Raw genomic sequence first — 17,147 nt, 5'->3', positions numbered from 1 at the left:
TTCTTGTTCCGTCGCTGTTCCGTGGGTGATGGCGCAGTGCTCTGAGGGGCGCGGCACCAGAGGTCACGAGTCGGGGGCGCCGTGTACGACGGCGTGTGCCACCCGGCTGAAGTCCGACAGGGCGGGGTGTCGGGAATTGGGGGCCCACGCGAGAAACACCGGCACCGAGGGCGCGTCGATCAGGGAAATGTAGACGATCTCGGCGTGCGGATGCAGGCGGGTGCTCGATGCCGGGGTGATGCCCACACCGTTGTTCGCGGCGATGTTGCTCTGCCAGTCATCGACCGAGCCGACCTCCGCGGCGACGCTCGGCCGCGCCTCGGCGTTCCACAGTTCGGGTGTCGTCGTGCCTCCGTTGCGGTGCACATCATCGCCGTCGTGCTGGGGACACAGCCGATCTTCACCACGCTGCTCACCCGTCCGGGTCATGACCGCCGATTCCGGACAGGGCTGCTGATCGGTCTCCTCGGTGTCATACTGACGGTTGGTCCGGCGTTCGGTTCGACGTCCCGGGCCAGTGAGACCGGTACGCTTTCGGGATTCCTTTTCGCCTTTCTCGCATTAGGGGCCATCACCGTCGCCACCATCGTCCAAGGCCGATCCGTGGGCGTGGGCACCTGGGCGGCACTGGCGATTCAATGCACCATCAGTTCGGCGGCGTTCGCCGTGATCACGGCGTGCACGGGTGGGCTGCACCTGACCAGTCATCCGGCCTTCTTCCTCGCGCTCGGCTGGATGATCGTGGTCGTTTCGGTCGGCGCAGCCGCATTGTTGTACTTGATGGTCGCGGCCGGTGAAGTCGCCCGGGTGACCAGCCTGTTCTACTGCGTGCCACCCGTCACCGCACTGCTGGATCTGCTGTTCTCCGGTACCGTCCTGACCGCTGTCGAGTTCGTCGGGATCGGCCTGGTCGTGGTCGCTGTCGCCCTTGTCCCGCCGACGGCGCGGCAGGGCCGTCGGCGCGACCTCGGCGACCGTGCCCGTGACCTTCCCTCGTCAAGCACCGTGAGGAGCGTCCAGCGCGATGGGACCGAGGTCGGCGGCGGTCCGGGCCAGGGCCCGGATGGCCGGGTTGTCGATGCCGGACGGCCAGATCAGGGCGAACTGTAGAGCGGGAGCGTCGGTGAGGGGCACGAAGACGATGCCGGGAGGGCGGTTGTAGCGGGCGGCGATCTCGCCCAGCGGGTGGACGCAGTGCCCGGCGGCGACCAGAGCGAGGATCTCGTGGAAGGTACGCGCGATGGGCCCCCGGGGGACACGACGGCCGAGCGGCGTACGAAACGGAACCATTGACGCGACCCAGTAGTCAGGTGCACGAGGCCCGAGGTCGATGACGTGGTTGTCGGCGAGATCCTCCAGGGAGGCGCTGCCGCGTTCGGCGAGCGGATGGCCCTCGGCCACTGCCAGCACCCGGCCGCTGGTGAGCACGGTGGGCCCGACGGAGAGGTCCGGTTCGGCCACGGGCAACCACAACACGTGCCCGTCGGCCTCCCCGGCCCGCAGCGCGGCGAACGGGTCGCCGCCGGTGACCTCGCTGAACTGCACGTCGCCGCCGGGGTGACGGGCGCGGAAGGCGTCCACGAGAGGCTGTAGCTCGTGCCCGGCGTGGCCGAACACGCCCAATCGGAGGGTGCGGCCCGTGCCCTGACCTGCCGCCTGGGCGCGGGCCAGGCCCTCCCGCAGCAGGTCGTAGGCCTGCTGCAGATCCTCGCGGAGCCGTCGGCCGATCGGGGTCAGCGCCACGCGCCGGCTGGTGCGGTCGAACAGCGCCGCGCCGATCTGCCGTTCTTGCTTGCTGATCGCCTGGCTGACACGCGCCTGGGACACGTGAAGCCGTTCGGCGGTGCGGCCGAAGTGCAGCTCTTCGGCGAGCGTCAGGAAGATCTCGATGTCCCGTAACTCCATGAATAACCCCCATGTTATGCATCGCCCCACGAACCTTACATTGATCGGCCTCTGACCTGCGCTGATGATGAACACGTCACCACCTGGAAGGTGGCGAAGCACCTCAGGAACACATCGACAAGGCAGGGATTCCGATGAGCGACATGCAGGCCGTCGCCGACCGCGTCGAGATCGAGGCGCTGCGCGGCGAGCTCACCGACGCGGTGATGATGCGCGACTACGACCGCCTCGCCTCGCTGTTCGTCCCCGACGCCGCCATGCGCTGGCCGCACATCGGCAAGGAGTTCCTCGGCAGGGAGCAGATCCGCGAAGGGGTCAGGTGGGGCCAGGGACTCTGGGAGTTCTTCGTGCAGAACGTCCACCCCGGCATCATCCGGATCGACGGCGACACCGCGACCGGCCGGGCCTACATCCAGGAGTTCGGACGCATGCGTGACGGCAGCTCGCACCTGAACTTCGCCCTCTACCACGACCGCTACCAGCGCACCCGCGAAGGGTGGAGGTTCGCCGAGCGCGTCTACGAGGTCAGGTACCTCGACTCCACGCCGCTGCCGGGCTCGCCGCTCAACGCCTGATCCCCCCGACGCATCCAGGAGAGACCAGCATGACGACCACCTTCGTGCTCAGCGACCTGACCGGCGACTACACCCTCGACCTGGCCCGCACCCGGATCGGCTTCGTCGCCCGGCACACGATCGGCCCCGAGGTCCGCGGACGGTTCGACGACTTCGAGGGGCACGCACGTCTGGACGGCGGCGACCCGGCAAGGTCGGCCGTCCAGCTCACCGTCCAGAGCGCGAGCATCCAGAGCGGCAACCCGAAGCGCGACGAGTACCTGCGGGACAAGTACCTGAACCTCGCCGAGCACCCGGCCATCACCTTCACCTCAAGTGAGGTGCGGCAGATCGGCGCGACCGCCTTCGAACTCACCGGGGACCTGACCATCCGCGGCGTGCGCAACCCGATCACCGTGAACCTCGAACTGACGTCCGCCGAGCACGACCCGTCGGGCGACCTCCGGCTCCAGCTCAAGGGCGGCGCCACGATCAACCGCAAGGACTGGGGCGTGCACTGGTCCGCCGCCGCCGGCCTGGTGGCCAGGAATGTGACGCTGGAGTTCGACGTGGCGGCACTCAGAAGGCCCTGACCGGCCCGGCCCCGAGAAGAGAAAGAGAGATCGATCATGATCCTGGTCACCGGCGCCTCAGGAAACGTCGGCGCCGACATCGTCCACCAGCTCCTGGAAGCGGGGGAGCCGGTCCGCGTGCTCACCCGTGACCCCACCCGCCACCCGTTCCCCGACGAGGTCGAGGTGGTGGTCGGTGACCTGACCCGGCCGGACACGCTTCCCGCGGCGCTGACGGGAATCGACCGGGCCTTCCTGTTCCCCCTCCACGACGCCGTCGACGGCTTCCTGGAGGCGGCCAGGCAGGTCGAGCTGCGGCAGGTCGTCCTGTTGTCGTCGGCGGCCGTCACCTACGCCACACCCGGGCTGATCGGCGAGCAGCATCTGCGGCTCGAACGGGCCGTCGCCGCCTCCAGGGTGCCGTGGACCTTCATCCGTCCCGACTATTTCATGACCAACGACCTCAGCTGGGCCCGGCAGCTCGCCGAAGGGGAGGTCGTACGCGGCGTCCACGGCAACGCGGCGGTACCCGCGATCGATCCCCGTGACATCGCCGCGGTCGCCGTCCGAGCCCTGCTCGACGCACGGGTCGGTGAGGCGTACCTCCTGACCGGACCGCAGTCGCTGACCCAGATCGACCGCGTGCGGATCATCGCGGAGACGGTGGGCCGGCCGGTGCGCTTCGAGGAGGTGCCACGCGCGCAGGCCCGGCGGCAGCTGGTCGGCAGCGGCATGCCCCCGCAGGTGGCCGACGCCTACCTCGATGGGCTCGCCGCGCTGGACGGCAGGACCGCCGAGACGTCGCCGACCGTCGAGGACGTCACCGGACGGCCGCCGTTCACCTACGCCCAATGGGTCGCCCATCGCGCGGCGGCGTTCAGCCTGACCTGACACACCTGACGGAACGGGCCGCGGTCTTCGAGAGCGTGAAGCGGGCAAGGAGCACTTCGGCCGGCGCCCTCGCCCAGGAGGTCGCCGCCTTCGGCGTCAAGGTGACCCTGATCGAACCCGGCTCCTACGCCACCGAGGGGGCGGCGGGTGCCGTCCACGCCGACCCCGACCCGCTCTACGACGACACCCCATCCGGCCGGCTGACCAGCGCCGGGAAGCGACAGGCGGCGCAGCCGGTTGAGCTTGACGTCCGGCGGCCGCCGCTCACGGCTTCAGCGTGAGCCGCTTTCTCGACGTACCCGGGAACACGACGACCAGGTGTTCCTCTCCCGTCTCGCCGATCCGCACGTAGACACGGAGACGGTAGCCGCCCTTGCCCGCGATCGCCAGGTTCGGCATCGGGGCGCCCGCGCCCACCTCGCCCTCCCCCTTCTCGGGCACGGTGAGCCGGCCGCTGAGGCTGACGATCGGCACCTCGTCGACCTGATCCCAGCCGGCCGTACGCCGTGGCGGCGCGGTACGGAGGGCCTTGACCGTGAGACACAGATCAGAGACGTCCTCGACATGCCCGATGAGCGCCGCGCTGCGAGACACCCCGATGCCGGCGCTGTCGTCGTAGCTCCTGTCCGTCGCCTGTTCCGCCGCCACTTCGGCGGCTTCGTCCGCGGGGTCGTGGACCAGGTAGCCGGGATCGCCGTCGACGAACAGGAAATAGTTGGCCGTGGCCTGGACGACCCCCTTCGTCCGGGGCCACGGATCGCGGCACTTCGCGTTCTCCTTGGCGATGTAGGCGTCGTGCGCCGCCTTGGTCTCCGCGGTCGACCGCAGCAGTTCGGGATTGGTCGCGCCGACGATCTCCGGGCAGACGTAGACGAGGTCCCACGGGGACGCGCCCGAGGTGGGCCGCGCGCTCCCGGCCCGCTTCAGGATCACCTCCTGCTCGTCACGGTCTTTGGCGCGGCACAGCGCCCGCCCGTACGCGAGGATCGCCTGGTCCGACAGGTTGTCCGGGAACATGGGCGGGATCCCGGCAGTTGTGCTGCGCGCCAGGCACAGGAACGCGGCGTCGCGTTCCGCGGGTTCGAGGTCGCCGAAGCTGGGCCGGTCGTAGCAGCCCGGCGACGTGCCGGTGTAGGTGCCGGTGTAGGTGCGGTACGCGTTCTGCTCCGGGTGGATCGCCGCGATGACCGGCAGCACGACCACGGCCGCCACCGCGACGCGGACCGCCCGCCGCCGCGCGGGCGGAAGATCCGCCAGGCGGTCGTCGGTGGGCAGTTCACGGGCGGTCGCGGCGAGCCAGACGAGGCTGACGAGCCCCACCGCGTCCATCACGACGGTCGTCGCCAGACTGCCGCCGAAGATCTCCGCGAAGAGCAGGTTGAGCGGGATCACCAACGCCCAGACGCCCACCGATGACCACCCGGCGATCAGCGTGCCGCGGCTCCACCGTCCGTCGCGCCACTGCCCGAGGACCGTGATGACGGTCGCCGCCGCTCCGCTCAGCATCAGGACCGGTCCGACGATGCCGCCCGAGCCGAGCTCCGGGAGGTCGAGCTCGTCGAGCAGTTCGTTGGCCATCCCGGTCAGATCGACCGCGAACACCGCCCCGGCCGCCGTGCGCAGCGCCCAGGACCGCCAGCGGATGACGAGCAGGTACAGGACGTCGATCGAGGTCCACAGCGCGAGCCGGAACGCCGCGCCGACCACGTCGGGGAGCAGCGCGATCGCGAACCACAGCACGAGCATGTACGCCACCGCCAGACACAGCAGCAGGCGCAGCGCCTTCGCCCGGCTGTCCAGCGGGCCCGGTGCGGGGGCACGCAGGATCAGCCACAGGAGCACGGCCTTCACCGGGGCCGCCGCGAGCAGCGTCACCGTCGTCAGGGTGTCGAACCCGTCGGGCGCGTAGAACCTCAGCTGAGCCGGTGGCGACCATTCGACGGCCACCCAGAGCCAGGAGTCGCCGATCATCAGTCCCACGACCGTCGCCGCAAGGACCAGACCTACCAATCCGATCCTGATAATTCGCCATAAACCGTCCGGCTGCACGGGACGCGATCTTAGCGCGGCATCGCCGTCGCCCGGTCTTCCGTGATGTCGGCGGTGGCGTCAGCTGATGGTCAGGGGGGCGCCTTCGGGGAGTTCGCCTGCTTGCCGCAGGACCTTCAAGGTCCGGGGTCGTGGCGGGTGGGGAGGTCGTGCTGGGCGAAGATGTCGATCAGGGCGCGGACCGGCATGCCGGCCTCCGTCGGGTAGCGGAAGCCGCGGTCGAGGTTGAGGCTGTAGTGGTTGCGGCGGCCCACGCGCTCGCGGTTGAGGTAGCCGCCCTCGTGCAGGTCGGAGACGATGCCCTGGACGGCCCGCTCGGTGATGCCGATGCGGGCGGCGATGTCGCGCAGCCGGGTCTCGGGATCTCTGGCGATCTCCATCAGGACGCGTGCGTGGTGGGTGAGGAAGGTCCAGGTGGAGGGACGGTCGTCGGGCACGCTGGCTGCTCACTTCACGGTCGGCTGCCGGGCAGGCGCAGAGGAGTTCGATCACTCACCACCATATAACGAACTCTCTTTCCGGTAATCAGCTTCAGTTCTCGACCGGGCGGGCGCTACGGGGCGTCGTGGCCGGGGTGGTCGAGGCCGGACGCGAGCTGGCCGATGGCCGTGTCGATCTGCCGCGCGAGCAGGGCCGTGTCCGGCGGCCGGGCGGAGGCCGCGGTCTGCCGGAGCCACTGGTCCAGGACGACGCGGAGCGCCGTCAACGCGGCGGACGCGCACAGGAGGGGATAGCCGGTGTCGCCGGGCCGTCCGGGGGCGGGGTGGCCGATGTGCTCGGCGATCGCCTCGGCCAGGGCCTGCTCCTGCGCGGCCAGTACGGCCAGCTGCTGGGGCACCAGCGTGGGCGCCGCCCGTACGAGCTGCAGGGCCCGGACGTGGTCGCGGCCGGCGGCGTCGCTCTCGTTCATGACGGCCAGCACGGCCTCGCGGAACGCCCGCAGGACCGGCTCGGTGCGCGGCCGGGCCCTGAACCGGGTGATGAGCTCCTGGGCGGCGGCGGCCAGCGAGGCCACGACCGCCTCCTCCTTGCTGGAGAAGTAGTTGAAGAAGGTGCGCAACGCGATGTCGGCCTCGTCGGCGATCTGCTCGACGGTCACGTTCGCGACGCCGTGGCGCAGGGAGAGCCGGAGCGCCGCCTCGCGGAGGGCGGCGCGGGTGGCCTGCTTCTTGCGTTCGCGGCGGCCGACGGCCGGCGACGCGGGCTCCCCGCCGCCCGATGCGAGCTGAACCACCCCGGCCTCCTTCACCACGGTCCCCATTATGGGGTCCGGCCCGGTCAGGACCAGGTGACGGGCAGGGAGTGCACGCCGAAGATCAGCATCTCGTTGCGCACCGGCACCTGCTCGGCCGGTACGGCCAGCCGCAGGCCGGGCAGACGCGTGATCAGCTCCTTGAGCCCGATGCGCATCTCGACCCGGGCGAGCTGCTGGCCCAGGCACTGGTGCACGCCGTGCCCGAAGGCCAGGTGCGGGACGCGGGCGCGGTCGACGTCGAACCGGTCGGCGTCGGGCCAGTGGCGGGGGTCGCGGTTGACCTCCGGCGTGGCGATCACGACCGTCGAACCGGCCGGGAGGTCGGCGCCGCCCAGCGTGACGGGCTCGGTCGTGACCCGGCTGACGCCGAGCTGGATGATGCTCAGGAAGCGCAGCAGCTCCTCGACCGCGTTGTCGACGAGGGAGGGGTCCTCCCGCAGGGCGGCGAGCTGGTCGGGATGCTCCAGCAGGGCGAACGCGCCCAGGCCCAGCATGTTGGCGGTGGTCTCGTGGCCGGCGCCGAGCAGGACGAGGGCGACGTCCACGAGCTGGGCGTCGGTCAGCGGCGGGTCGGCCTCGTGGACGAGCCCCGACAGCAGGTCGTCGGCCGGTTCGGCACGCTTGGCGGCCACCAGGCGCTGCATGAACGCGTACAGCTCGGCGCCCGCGACGGCCCGCTCCTCGGCGGTGGAGTTGGCGTTCAGCCCTACGGAGGTGCGTTCCTGGAACTCGGCGCGGTCGGCGTAGTCGACGCCGAGCAGCTCGCAGATGACCAGGGAGGGCAGCGGCAGCGCGAACGCCGGCACGAGGTCGGCCCGCGGGCCGGCCGCCCGCATCGCCTCGATGTGCTCGACCGCGATCTCGGTGACCCGCGACTCCAGCTCCCGCATGCGACGGACGGTGAACTGGCCGGTCAGCAGCCGGCGGATGCGCGTGTGCTCGGGCGGGTCCATGAACACGAAGAAGCCGTCCTCGCGGCTCTCGACCGGCGGGCCCGGCTGGAGGGTGCCGGCCGCCTGCTCGGCCACCTCGTGCGGCTGCAACGACGTGGCCTCGCGGTGGCGGACCCGGTCGGCGCTGAAGCGGGCGTCCGACAGGACGGTGCGGGCCTCGTCGAAGCCGGTGACCAGCCATGCCTGGGCGCCGTTGAGCAGCCGCACCGGCTGGACCGGGTCCTGGCCGCGCCGCTCCCGCAGGCCCGGCGGCGGGTCGAACGGGCAGCGGCCGCGCTCGACCAGGTCGGCGGGCAGGATGCGGCGCATCGCCGTGGGGCCGGCGCCCGGGGAGTCGTCGGTCAGGCTGGTGTCGCTCATCGGCACGTCCTGTTCTCTCGGATGCGGCCGTTCCACCCTACAAAGATGCATGACGCGCATCAATGCACGCCGTGCACGGCGACCTGGACGCGGGATCAAGGTGTGGACGCGGGCCCACGGGGCAAAGGCACGCATCCAACAGAGACGACGGCCCGGGAGGACAGTGATGACCCGACAGCCCGCACGAGCACCGGTTGCGGGGACGGCGTGAGCGGTAAGGGTTCGCAGGAGGCCACCTACGCGGCGCTGGCCGCCAACCTGGGGATCGCCGTCACCAAGTTCGTGGCGTTCTTCTTCACCGGCTCGTCCTCGATGCTCGCCGAGGGCATCCATTCCTTCGCCGACTCCGGCAACCAGGGGTTGCTGCTGCTCGGCCAGTCCCGCGCCAAACGCGGACCCACCCCGGACCACCCCTTCGGCTACGGGCGCGAGCGGTACTTCTACGCCTTCCTGGTCTCGGTGGTGCTGTTCTTCGGCGGCGGCCTGTTCGCCCTGTACGAGGGCTACGAGAAGATCAGCGACCCGAAGCCCCTGGAGAGCTGGCCATGGGCGATCGGCGTGCTGGTGGGCGCGATCGTCATGGAAGGGCTGTCCCTGCGCACGGCGGTCCGCAACGCCGACCAGGCCCGCCGCGGCCGGTCGTGGACGCGTTACATCCGCGAGGCCAAGGCCCCCGAGCTGCCCGTGGTCCTGCTGGAGGACACCGCCGCGCTGACCGGGCTGGCCTTCGCCCTCATCGGGGTCACGCTCGCGCTGGTCACCGGCAACCCGGTCTACGACGGCATCGGTTCGATCGCCATCGGCGTGCTCCTGATCATCGTGGCCATCACGCTGGCCACCGAGACCAAGAGCATGATCATCGGTGAGTCGGCGTCCCCGGAGGTCCAGCGGGCCATCGAGGAGGCCCTGCGCGAGGACGACGCCGTCGCCTCCTTCACCCGCCTGCGCACCCTGCACCTGGGCCCGGAGGAGCTGCTGGTGGCCGCCCGCGTCACCGTCGCCGAGCAGGGGGACGCGGTGGCCGAGGCGCTGGCCGAGACCGAACGGCGCATCCGCGAACGGGTCCCGATGTCCACGGTCGTCTACCTTCAGCCCGAGTCCTGACCCGCGGCCGTCCACCGCCGGACCCACGCGCGGCCGTAGTCGTTGCCGTGCGGCGTGCGCAGCACGGTGTGGACGTGGAACGGCTTCGGCGTGTCGTAGTCGAGGAAGACGCCGCAGTGGTGGTCGAGCTCGGCGACGATCACCGGGGACTGCAGCCGGTAGTAGAAGACGTCGCCGGGCTCGTGGCCGCCGATCCAGCAGAACCAGGTCTCGTCCAGGTGCGCGGCGATCTCCCGCAGCCGGGCGGCGCGCGGGCCGGGCGGGAGCAGGCCGGCGAACGACTCGGCGACGGCCAGCGCGTGCTCCCTCGCCGCCGCGGGCATGGCGGCGACCCGAATCCCTTCGTACGGGATCACGCGGTTGTCCTGGAACGCCCCGGCCAGGTGACGTTCGTCCCCGGGGTGCACGCGTCCCTCGGGCATCGCCGGATCGACCATGCGCTCGTACACGACGGCCTGCCGGCGCTGCTCCTCGGGCAGGGCGGCCATCAGCCGCAGGCCGAGGGCGACCCGGTCGGCGAACAGGTCACGCAGGCCGGCGTGCGGACCGGCGTCGATCTCGTCCGGCTCGGCGCCGAGGAACACCGGCGACAGCGCCATGCGGCCCTCGACGACCAGGCAGTTCAGGGCGCAGTGGTGGCCGTAGAGCTGCCAGCCCCAGGGGGCCCGCAGGTCGGGGGTGCCGTAGAGGGCGAGGTTGTAGCTGAACTCGTTGAGCACGGTCTCCAGGCCGACGACCTCGCCGAGGAAGCCGTTGACCCGCATCACCGCGCGGACGAGCCGGTGGCCCTCGGGCGAGAGCGAGGCGCCCACCAGGGCCAGCGCCTTCTCCCTGACGACCGGCGGCCGCAGGTCCAGCCGCAGGCCGGTGTCGAACTGCATGAACTCGGGGTTGGCCCAGGTCTGCCACTCCACGGCGTCGACCTCGTACGAGAGGCGTTCGCGGCCCTCGTCGTCGAGGCAGGCCAGCAGGTCGCGGGCGGCCGACACCATGGCGGCGACCGGGGCCTCCTCGCCGGGCGCGGCCGGTGTCAACGGGTGCAGGCCGTCCCTCAAGGCGCCGTCCTCGGTGACGCCGCGGAAGTCGTTCCCGTACAGCGGGGTCCAGCCCTCGATCAGGCCGCCGGTGAACGTGCCCGCCGTCCTGGCCAGCTCGCGGTAGGCGTAGGGGTCGAGGCCGCGGATGCCGGCCAGCCGCGGGTGGTCGTGCGGGAACAGGTACTGGCGGTACTCGCCGGGCATGCGGGCCCCTTCGGTCTGTCTCAGGTGGTGGTGTTGTGCCGGGCGACGGCGGCCCGTACCGCGTTCTCGTCGCCCGCGGCGATCGCCTCGACCAGGTCGGCGTGGACCTGGTAGCGCTGCTCGCGGTAGCCGGCGCCGGCCGCGTCGTCGGGGCTCGGGGAGGTGGCGCCCAGATGGCCGACGGTGCCGGTGTAGACGGCGCGGGCCATGGCGTTCGGGCTGATCGCGGCGATGCGTTCGTGCAGGGCCCAGTTGGCGCGGACGAAGGCGTCCCAGCCGGGCGCGGCGCGCAGCCGTCGCAGCAGGCGGCGCAGGTCGGCGACGTCCCGGCGGGTGCGATGGCGGGCGGCGCCGACGTCGATCAGCTCCTCCAGGTGGTCGCGCAGCTCGATGGCGTCGGCGACCGTGCCCGGCTCCTCCGCGACGCCCAGCAGGGTGTGCCGCAGCCGCACCACCGGACCGGGGTCGGCGACGAACAGCCCGCCGCCGCGCCCCGGCCGGATCTCCAGCACGCCCCGGTCGCGCAGCAGCCGGACGGCCTCGCTGACCGTGGCGTAGCCGAGGCCCGTCTCCGCGCGCAGCGACTCCAGCGTGCCGACCGGCTCGCCGGGCGTCAGCCCGCGCGACCTGATCCGGTCGTCGAGCGCGGCGGCCAAGCGCTCGGCCCGCGTGAGCGCGCCCTGTCCGGGGGCGGACGCCGGTTGTCCGGGCGAGGAGAGGTAGGGCATAGTCCGGATCCAACCACAAAACCTGCGAACCTTTGGAAGGTTTTCGCGGCCTTGAGGAGATGAACGATGAGGATCGTCGGGATCCGCCGGAACACCCCGGAAAGGGCCGTTGAAAAGGCCGTTGAAAGGGGCGGCGGGGTAGAAGTGGGTGCGTTGTCGGACGACGGCGCCGAGGTCGCCGTGCTGGCCCCGCTGGAGCGGTTCTGGGCCGGCGCGGCCGGGTTCCTGTCCGGCGAGCCGGCCGGTGAGCGGGTCCCGGCCTCGTCGGTCACCTTCGTGCCGCCGGTGCTGCCGCAGGCCCGGGTGATCTGCGTCGGTCTGAACTACCTCAGGCACGTCGCCGAGGGCTCGTACGCCGGGGAGGGCGTGCCGCCGCACCCCACGCTGTTCGCCCGCTGGACGCGGTCGCTGACCGTGGACGGCGTCCCGGTCCCGGTGCCCTCCGGCGAGGACGGCCTGGACTGGGAGGGCGAGGTGGTCGCGTACGTCGGCGCGCCGCTGGTGGACGCGGACCCGGAGGAGGCGCTGGCCGCGGTCGCCGGCTACTCGGTCTTCAACGACCTGACCGCGCGCAGGGCGCAGAAGCTCACCAGCCAGTGGATCCTCGGCAAGAACGCCGACCGCTCCGGCCCGCTCGGCCCGCTGGTGCCCGCGTCCGAGGTCGGCGACCTGCGTGACGGGCTGCGGGTGCGGACCCGGGTGAACGGCGAGGTCGTCCAGGACGGGCGTACCGACGAGATGGTCTACGGCGTCGGCGACACCCTGGCCCTGATCTCGCGCACGTTCACGCTGCGGCCCGGCGACCTGCTGGCCACCGGCACGCCCGCCGGGGTCGGCTACGCGCGCACCCCGCCGTGGCTGCTGCGGCCCGGCGACGTCGTCGAGGTCGAGGCCGAACGCCTCGGCCGGGTGCGCAACCCGATCGTCGGGAACGACGCGCGGGCGCTGCCCGAGACGGAGGGGTGAACCCGGCCGCGATGGCCGACACTGGGGTGGTGGAGACACGGCCTGTCCGGGGCGGGGCGGCACGGCCGGGGCACCGGCTGCGCTTCGGCCCGGCCGCCGAGGGCATCGAGCGGCTGGCGGCCTCGCTCGTCGGCGAGGCGTTCGCGCCCCACCGCCACGACACGTACGCGATCGGCGTCACGCTCGCCGGCGTGCAGACCTTCCGCTACCGCGGCGAGCTGCGGCGATGCCTGCCGGGGGAGTGGCACGTGCTGCACCCCGACGAGCTGCACGACGGTGCCGCGGGCACCGACGCGGGCTTCGGCTACCGGATCTTCTACGTCGACCCGTACCTGGTCCAGGAGGCGCTGGGCGGCCGGCCGCTGCCGTTCGTCGCCGACCCCGTCGTGCGGCCGGAGGGGATGTCGCCGGCCCTGCTGGCGTGGCTGCGGCACCTGGACGAGCCCCTGGAGGAACTGGCCCGGCTGGAGGTCGCGCTGCTGGTCGCGGCGGCGCTGGAGCGTCACGCCGACGTCCCCGCCCGGCGGCGGCGCGGCGCCCTCGCGTTGGAGGCCCTGACGCGGGTGCGCGAGCTGATCGCCGCCGACCCCGCGACCCGGCACCCGGTGGCCGTGCTGGAACGCGTCTCGGGGCTCGACCGCTGGACGATCGCCCGCCAGTTCCGCGCCGCCTTCGGCACCAGCCCCACCCGGTTCAGGACGATGCGCCAGCTGGACCTGGCCCGGCGGGCGATGCGCGGTGGCCTGCCGCTGCCGGAGGCCGCGCTGCGGGCGGGCTTCGCCGACCAGAGCCACCTGACCCGCATGTTCAAGCGCGCCTACGGGCTCACGCCCGGCGAGTGGACCGCCGCCCTCACCTGAGGCCCGTCGGTCCTGGCCTCGATCGCGCGCACGACGGCCGCCATGTCGAGCGTGCCGTGCCCGAGCGCCAGGGTCTCGGCGAACAGCTCGTGGCAGACGTCCAGCAGCGGCGAGGCCACGCCCGACGCCCGCGCCGCCTCGGCGATGAGCCGGTTGTTCTTCAGCACGTCGGCGACGGCGGCCTGGGCGGCGAAGTCGCCGTCCAGCAGCTTGCGGGCCTTCGACCGGGACACCTCGCTGGCCATCGGGCCCGAGTGCAGCACGTGGGCGAACGTCTCCAGGTCCAGGCCGTGCCGGGCGGCGAAGTGCGCGGCCTCGGCCAGGCCGCTGACCATGGTGATCAGGAAGATGTTCACCGCCAGCTTCATCAGCAGCCCGCCGGGGACCTGGCCGCACGCGATCACCTCGGAGCACATCGGCGCGAGCAGGGGGCGTACCTCCTCGACCGCCGCGGGCTCGCCGGCCGGCATCGCCACCAGCCGCCCGGCCTCGGCCGGGCCGCGCGAGCCCGACACGGGCGCCTCGACGTAGTCGCCGCCCGCCGCCCGCACCGCCGCGCCCAGGTCCGCCGAGTACGCCGGGGACGTCGTGCCCATGTGCACCACGACCCGCCCCGCGACCATGGACGCGAACCGCGGCGTGCCGCGTCCGAGCACCGCGTCCACGGCGGCCTCGTCGGCCAGCATGAGCAGTACGACCCGGGCCGCCTCGAACACCTCGGCCGGGCTCGCCGCGACCCGCGCGCCGGCCGCCCGCAACGGCTCGCACCCGGCCGTCGTACGGTTCCAGACCACGACCGGCGTGCCCGCCCGCACCAGGTTGAGCGCCATGGGCCGTCCCATGATGCCCAGTCCGATGAATCCCGCTCCGGCCATGCGCCCGACCTCCCGCTCCACGCGTGCCGCCGCCAACCGTTGTAGCCGGGCGGACGGGCCCCGGTCTTGAACGGTTGTGCGGCCCCGGCCGCCGTCAGGGCGTGGTGACGTCGAGGTCCTCGCTGGAGACGCCGAGCACGCCGTCGATGTCCAGCAGCTCGGCGACCAGCTCCCTGACCACCCCGGAGCCCTGGACGACGAGCCAGATCGAGACCGACCGCGGGTCCTTGCCCTCGTGCTCGCGTTCCATGGTGAGCTCGGCGATGACGAAGCCCATGTCGCTGCACAGGGAGAGCACCCGCCGGAGCGCGCCGTGGCGGTCGAGGTAGGTCAGGTGCAGGCGCGACTGGGCGTACTTCGAGCGCGGCAGCCGGGCGCTGAGCGGGGTGAAGGCGAACAGGACCAGGAAGTGGCCGGCGGTGACGGCGATCGCCAGCAGCCACAGGCCGGCTCCGGCGGCCATGCCGACCGCGCAGGTCAGCCAGACCACCGCGGCGGTGGTCAGGCCGCGCACCGCGTCCCGCCGGACGAAGATCAGGCCGCCGCCGATGAACCCGATGCCCGACACGATCTGCGCGGCCACCCGGGAGGGGTCGAGCGTGACGTGCTCGCCCAGGACGTCGGCGAAGCCGTACTTGGACACCAGCATGATCAGGGCCGAGGCGAAGCCGACCAGCGTGTGGGTGCGCAGGCCGGCGCTCTTCTGGCGGATCTCGCGTTCGAGCCCGATGGCGGCCGACAGCAGCAGGGCCAAGCCCAGTTCGCCCAGCTGGGTCCATCCTTGCCCGGCCAGCGCCGTGGCAGCGAGAACCGTCCCCATTTGCCCAGATGTCCCCGGGGCACGCGGGATTCACACGTAGTTAGTTGCCTGACTCAGTTTCTGTGTTACGGTTCTTGTTAGTCGGGCAACTGACTAATGACTGAGGAGAGAATCATGATCGTTGTCACCGGTGCCACCGGGAACGTCGGCCGTCCGCTGGTCCGCCTGCTCGCCGAGCGGGGCCACGAGGTGACCGCCGTGTCCCGCCGCATCACCCCGTCCGACGTGCCGGCCGGCGTGCGCGCGGTCGCCGCCGACCTGTCCGGCCCGTCCGCCGGCCTGCCTGCCGCGGCGGACGCGGTCTTCCTGCTCATCGGCGGCGACCTGATGATGGCCGGGGACCCCGTCCGGGTGGTCGCGCCCTTCGCCGGGGCCGGCAGGATCGTCCTGCTCTCCTCCCAGGGAGTGGCCACCCGGCCCGACTCGCCGTCGCACGGCCTGGCCTTCGCCGCCTTCGAACGCGCCGTCATGGAGTCCGGCGCCGACTGGACGATCCTGCGCCCCGGCGGCCTGGCCTCCAACGCCTACGCCTGGGTCCCGTCCGTCCGGTCGGGCCGTGCGGTGGCCGCGCCCTTCGGAGAGGTCGGCCTGCCGATCGTCGACCCGGAGGACATCTCGGCCGTGGCCGCCGCCGTCCTGACCGAGCCGGGCCACGCCGGCGCGACGTACGAACTGACCGGGCCGGCCCTCACCACCCCGCGCGAGCGGGCCGCCGCCATCGCCGAGGCCGTCGGCGAGCCGATCGCCTTCGCCGAGCAGACCCGCGAGGAGGCCCGCGCCCAGATGGTCACGTTCATGCCCGCCCCCGTCGCCGACACCACGCTCGACATCCTCGGCACCCCGACCGTCCGGGAGCGGACCGTCAGCCCCGACGTCGAGAAGATCCTCGGCCGGGCCCCCGGCGACTTCGCGGGCTGGGCCAGGCGCAACGCCGCCGCCTTCCGGTGACGCCCGCCGGGACGGACGGCCCGCGCGTCGGCTCAGGCGCTCACGCCGAGATCCCCGGCCGTCACGGGAGCGCGCGGCGGACGGCCCGACACGTGCCGTTCGAGCTCGTCGAGTGCGCTGTCGCTGAGCCGCCGGGTCTCCGCGCCGAGCGAGCCCGCGACGTGCGGGGTGAGCATGACGTTGGGCAGGTCGTACAGCGGTGAGCCGGCCGGCAGTGGCTCTGGGTCGGTGACGTCGAGGATGGCGTCGATCCGGCCGGCCGCGCACTCGCGTTCCAGCGCGGCGGTGTCCAGGACCGAGCCGCGCGCGGTGTTGATCACGGTCGCGCCGTCGCGCAGCAGGGCCAGCTCGGCGGCCCCGACGAGGTGACGGGTGGCGGGCAGCGCCGGGACGTGCAGCGTGAGCACGTCGCAGCGGGCCAGCAGCTCGGGCAACGCGACCAGGCGGGCGCCGGCCGCGCGCACCTCGTCCGCGTCCGCGTACGGGTCGGCGACCAGCACCTCCGCCGCCTCCAGGACGCGCAGCAGGTCCACGACCCGGCGGCCCACCCGGGAGAAGCCGACGACGCCGATCGTCCTGCCGCGGTTGGACAGCTCGCCGCGGCGGGCCAGGTAGGACCGGTCCTCGCGGTACCGGCGCGCGTCCTGGGCGAGGAACGGCGCCTTCTTCCCGGCGAAGACGATCGCGGCCAGGGTGAACTCGGCCACCGGGATCGCGTTCTCGTCCGCCGCCGTGGTGACGAGCAGGCCGCGGCGCCAGACCGCGTCCGTGGCGAACCCGCGTACCGAGCCGGCGCAGTGGAAGATCGCACGCAGCCGGGACGCGTCCGCCAGGCGCTCGGCGGTCAGCGGCGGGCAGCCCCACGACGTCACCAGCACCTCGGCCGCGTTCAGCGCCCGCCGCGCCGCGGGCGCGTCCAGGTCGGCGGTCCAGACGGGGTCGCCGACCTCGGCCAGTTCGCGCAGCCGCCGCAACTGCGGCTCGTGGAACTGCTCGGCGAAGGTGGCGGGGTCCATGACGAGCAGGGCACGCGGCCGTCGTACGTTCACCTGGGTCCTTCCGGCGG

Annotated in this window: 20 protein-coding genes; 9 read left to right on the top strand and 11 right to left on the bottom strand. The window is 72.5% G+C overall.

Going from position 1 to position 17,147, the window contains the following annotated elements; translation table 11 throughout:
• Positions 1–63 precede the first annotated feature (63 nt).
• Complete coding sequence (locus tag ACIA8R_RS39570; RefSeq protein ID WP_397042628.1) at positions 64–366, bottom strand: hypothetical protein; 303 nt, start codon at positions 364–366, stop codon at positions 64–66.
• Here ACIA8R_RS39570 and ACIA8R_RS39565 point away from each other — a divergent pair.
• Entirely contained in the window at positions 361–1,110 is a 750-nt protein-coding gene (locus tag ACIA8R_RS39565) for a hypothetical protein (RefSeq protein WP_397042626.1), read from the top strand. The genes ACIA8R_RS39570 and ACIA8R_RS39565 overlap by 6 nt on opposite strands.
• Here ACIA8R_RS39565 and ACIA8R_RS39560 read toward each other — a convergent pair.
• Positions 997–1,905 (bottom strand): LysR substrate-binding domain-containing protein, encoded by a 909-nt coding sequence (locus ACIA8R_RS39560; protein ID WP_357693824.1) that lies wholly within the window; start codon positions 1,903–1,905, stop codon positions 997–999. The genes ACIA8R_RS39565 and ACIA8R_RS39560 overlap by 114 nt on opposite strands.
• Before the next feature lie 134 nt (positions 1,906–2,039).
• On the opposite strand from ACIA8R_RS39560, the gene ACIA8R_RS39555 reads away from it, so the two are divergent.
• Genes ACIA8R_RS39555 through ACIA8R_RS39540 form a run of 4 tightly spaced genes read left to right on the top strand, consistent with a single transcriptional unit; the run spans position 2,040 to position 4,203 of the window.
• Entirely contained in the window at positions 2,040–2,480 is a 441-nt protein-coding gene (locus ACIA8R_RS39555; protein WP_397042624.1) for a nuclear transport factor 2 family protein, read from the top strand.
• A gap of 29 nt (positions 2,481–2,509) precedes the next feature.
• Positions 2,510–3,052 (top strand): YceI family protein, encoded by a 543-nt coding sequence (locus tag ACIA8R_RS39550; RefSeq protein ID WP_397042622.1) that lies wholly within the window; start codon positions 2,510–2,512, stop codon positions 3,050–3,052.
• Between the two features lie 36 nt (positions 3,053–3,088).
• Positions 3,089–3,922 carry an NAD(P)H-binding protein gene (locus ACIA8R_RS39545; protein WP_397042620.1) on the top strand — a complete coding sequence of 278 codons (834 nt, stop codon included), beginning with the start codon at positions 3,089–3,091 and terminating at the stop codon, positions 3,920–3,922.
• Positions 3,923–3,957: 35 nt separating this feature from the next.
• On the top strand, positions 3,958–4,203 hold the full coding sequence (locus ACIA8R_RS39540; RefSeq protein ID WP_364087001.1) for a hypothetical protein: 246 nt from the start codon (positions 3,958–3,960) through the stop codon (positions 4,201–4,203).
• Here the strand turns inward: ACIA8R_RS39540 and ACIA8R_RS39535 are convergent.
• From ACIA8R_RS39535 to ACIA8R_RS39520, 4 genes are all read right to left on the bottom strand, one after another.
• Positions 4,187–5,902 carry a hypothetical protein gene (locus ACIA8R_RS39535; protein WP_397042618.1) on the bottom strand — a complete coding sequence of 572 codons (1,716 nt, stop codon included), beginning with the start codon at positions 5,900–5,902 and terminating at the stop codon, positions 4,187–4,189. The genes ACIA8R_RS39540 and ACIA8R_RS39535 overlap by 17 nt on opposite strands.
• A 185-nt stretch (positions 5,903–6,087) precedes the next feature.
• Positions 6,088–6,408: a helix-turn-helix domain-containing protein gene (locus ACIA8R_RS39530; protein WP_357693814.1), complete on the bottom strand. Its 321-nt coding sequence runs from the start codon at positions 6,406–6,408 to the stop codon at positions 6,088–6,090.
• 116 nt (positions 6,409–6,524) lie between these two features.
• Positions 6,525–7,205 carry a TetR/AcrR family transcriptional regulator gene (locus tag ACIA8R_RS39525; protein WP_397042616.1) on the bottom strand — a complete coding sequence of 227 codons (681 nt, stop codon included), beginning with the start codon at positions 7,203–7,205 and terminating at the stop codon, positions 6,525–6,527.
• A gap of 44 nt (positions 7,206–7,249) precedes the next feature.
• Positions 7,250–8,539 carry a cytochrome P450 gene (locus ACIA8R_RS39520; RefSeq protein WP_357693810.1) on the bottom strand — a complete coding sequence of 430 codons (1,290 nt, stop codon included), beginning with the start codon at positions 8,537–8,539 and terminating at the stop codon, positions 7,250–7,252.
• A gap of 207 nt (positions 8,540–8,746) precedes the next feature.
• Here ACIA8R_RS39520 and ACIA8R_RS39515 point away from each other — a divergent pair, with 207 nt between their 5' ends.
• Positions 8,747–9,643, top strand: a complete 897-nt coding sequence (locus tag ACIA8R_RS39515) for a cation diffusion facilitator family transporter (protein ID WP_397042614.1) — start codon at positions 8,747–8,749, stop codon at positions 9,641–9,643.
• Here the strand turns inward: ACIA8R_RS39515 and ACIA8R_RS39510 are convergent.
• Both ACIA8R_RS39510 and ACIA8R_RS39505 read right to left on the bottom strand, forming a co-directional pair.
• Positions 9,628–10,884, bottom strand: a complete 1,257-nt coding sequence (locus tag ACIA8R_RS39510; protein ID WP_397042612.1) for a DUF3500 domain-containing protein — start codon at positions 10,882–10,884, stop codon at positions 9,628–9,630. The two genes, ACIA8R_RS39515 and ACIA8R_RS39510, sit on opposite strands and share 16 nt — an antisense overlap.
• 20 nt (positions 10,885–10,904) lie before the next feature.
• A complete protein-coding gene (locus tag ACIA8R_RS39505; RefSeq protein WP_397042610.1) occupies positions 10,905–11,612 on the bottom strand; it encodes a FadR/GntR family transcriptional regulator in 708 nt (235 codons plus the stop codon).
• Between the two features lie 144 nt (positions 11,613–11,756).
• Between ACIA8R_RS39505 and ACIA8R_RS39500 the strand changes: the two genes are divergently transcribed.
• Positions 11,757–12,578 carry a fumarylacetoacetate hydrolase family protein gene (locus tag ACIA8R_RS39500; protein ID WP_364087018.1) on the top strand — a complete coding sequence of 274 codons (822 nt, stop codon included), beginning with the start codon at positions 11,757–11,759 and terminating at the stop codon, positions 12,576–12,578.
• 29 nt (positions 12,579–12,607) lie between these two features.
• Positions 12,608–13,438, top strand: a complete 831-nt coding sequence (locus ACIA8R_RS39495) for an AraC family transcriptional regulator (RefSeq protein WP_397042608.1) — start codon at positions 12,608–12,610, stop codon at positions 13,436–13,438.
• Here the strand turns inward: ACIA8R_RS39495 and ACIA8R_RS39490 are convergent.
• Entirely contained in the window at positions 13,396–14,313 is a 918-nt protein-coding gene (locus ACIA8R_RS39490) for an NAD(P)-dependent oxidoreductase (protein WP_397042606.1), read from the bottom strand. The two genes, ACIA8R_RS39495 and ACIA8R_RS39490, sit on opposite strands and share 43 nt — an antisense overlap.
• A gap of 94 nt (positions 14,314–14,407) precedes the next feature.
• Positions 14,408–15,133: an MgtC/SapB family protein gene (locus tag ACIA8R_RS39485; RefSeq protein WP_357693796.1), complete on the bottom strand. Its 726-nt coding sequence runs from the start codon at positions 15,131–15,133 to the stop codon at positions 14,408–14,410.
• 114 nt (positions 15,134–15,247) lie between these two features.
• Here ACIA8R_RS39485 and ACIA8R_RS39480 point away from each other — a divergent pair, with 114 nt between their 5' ends.
• Positions 15,248–16,081 carry an SDR family oxidoreductase gene (locus ACIA8R_RS39480; protein WP_397042603.1) on the top strand — a complete coding sequence of 278 codons (834 nt, stop codon included), beginning with the start codon at positions 15,248–15,250 and terminating at the stop codon, positions 16,079–16,081.
• 32 nt (positions 16,082–16,113) lie between these two features.
• On the opposite strand, the gene ACIA8R_RS39475 is transcribed toward ACIA8R_RS39480, so the two are convergent.
• Entirely contained in the window at positions 16,114–17,130 is a 1,017-nt protein-coding gene (locus ACIA8R_RS39475) for a hydroxyacid dehydrogenase (protein ID WP_357693792.1), read from the bottom strand.
• Between the last annotated feature and the right edge of the window lie 17 nt (positions 17,131–17,147).

The sequence above is a fragment of the Nonomuraea sp. NPDC051191 genome (assembly GCF_044455665.1).
Taxonomy (GTDB): Bacteria; Actinomycetota; Actinomycetes; order Streptosporangiales; family Streptosporangiaceae; genus Nonomuraea.
This window is presented reverse-complemented; position numbering and strand designations above follow the sequence as displayed.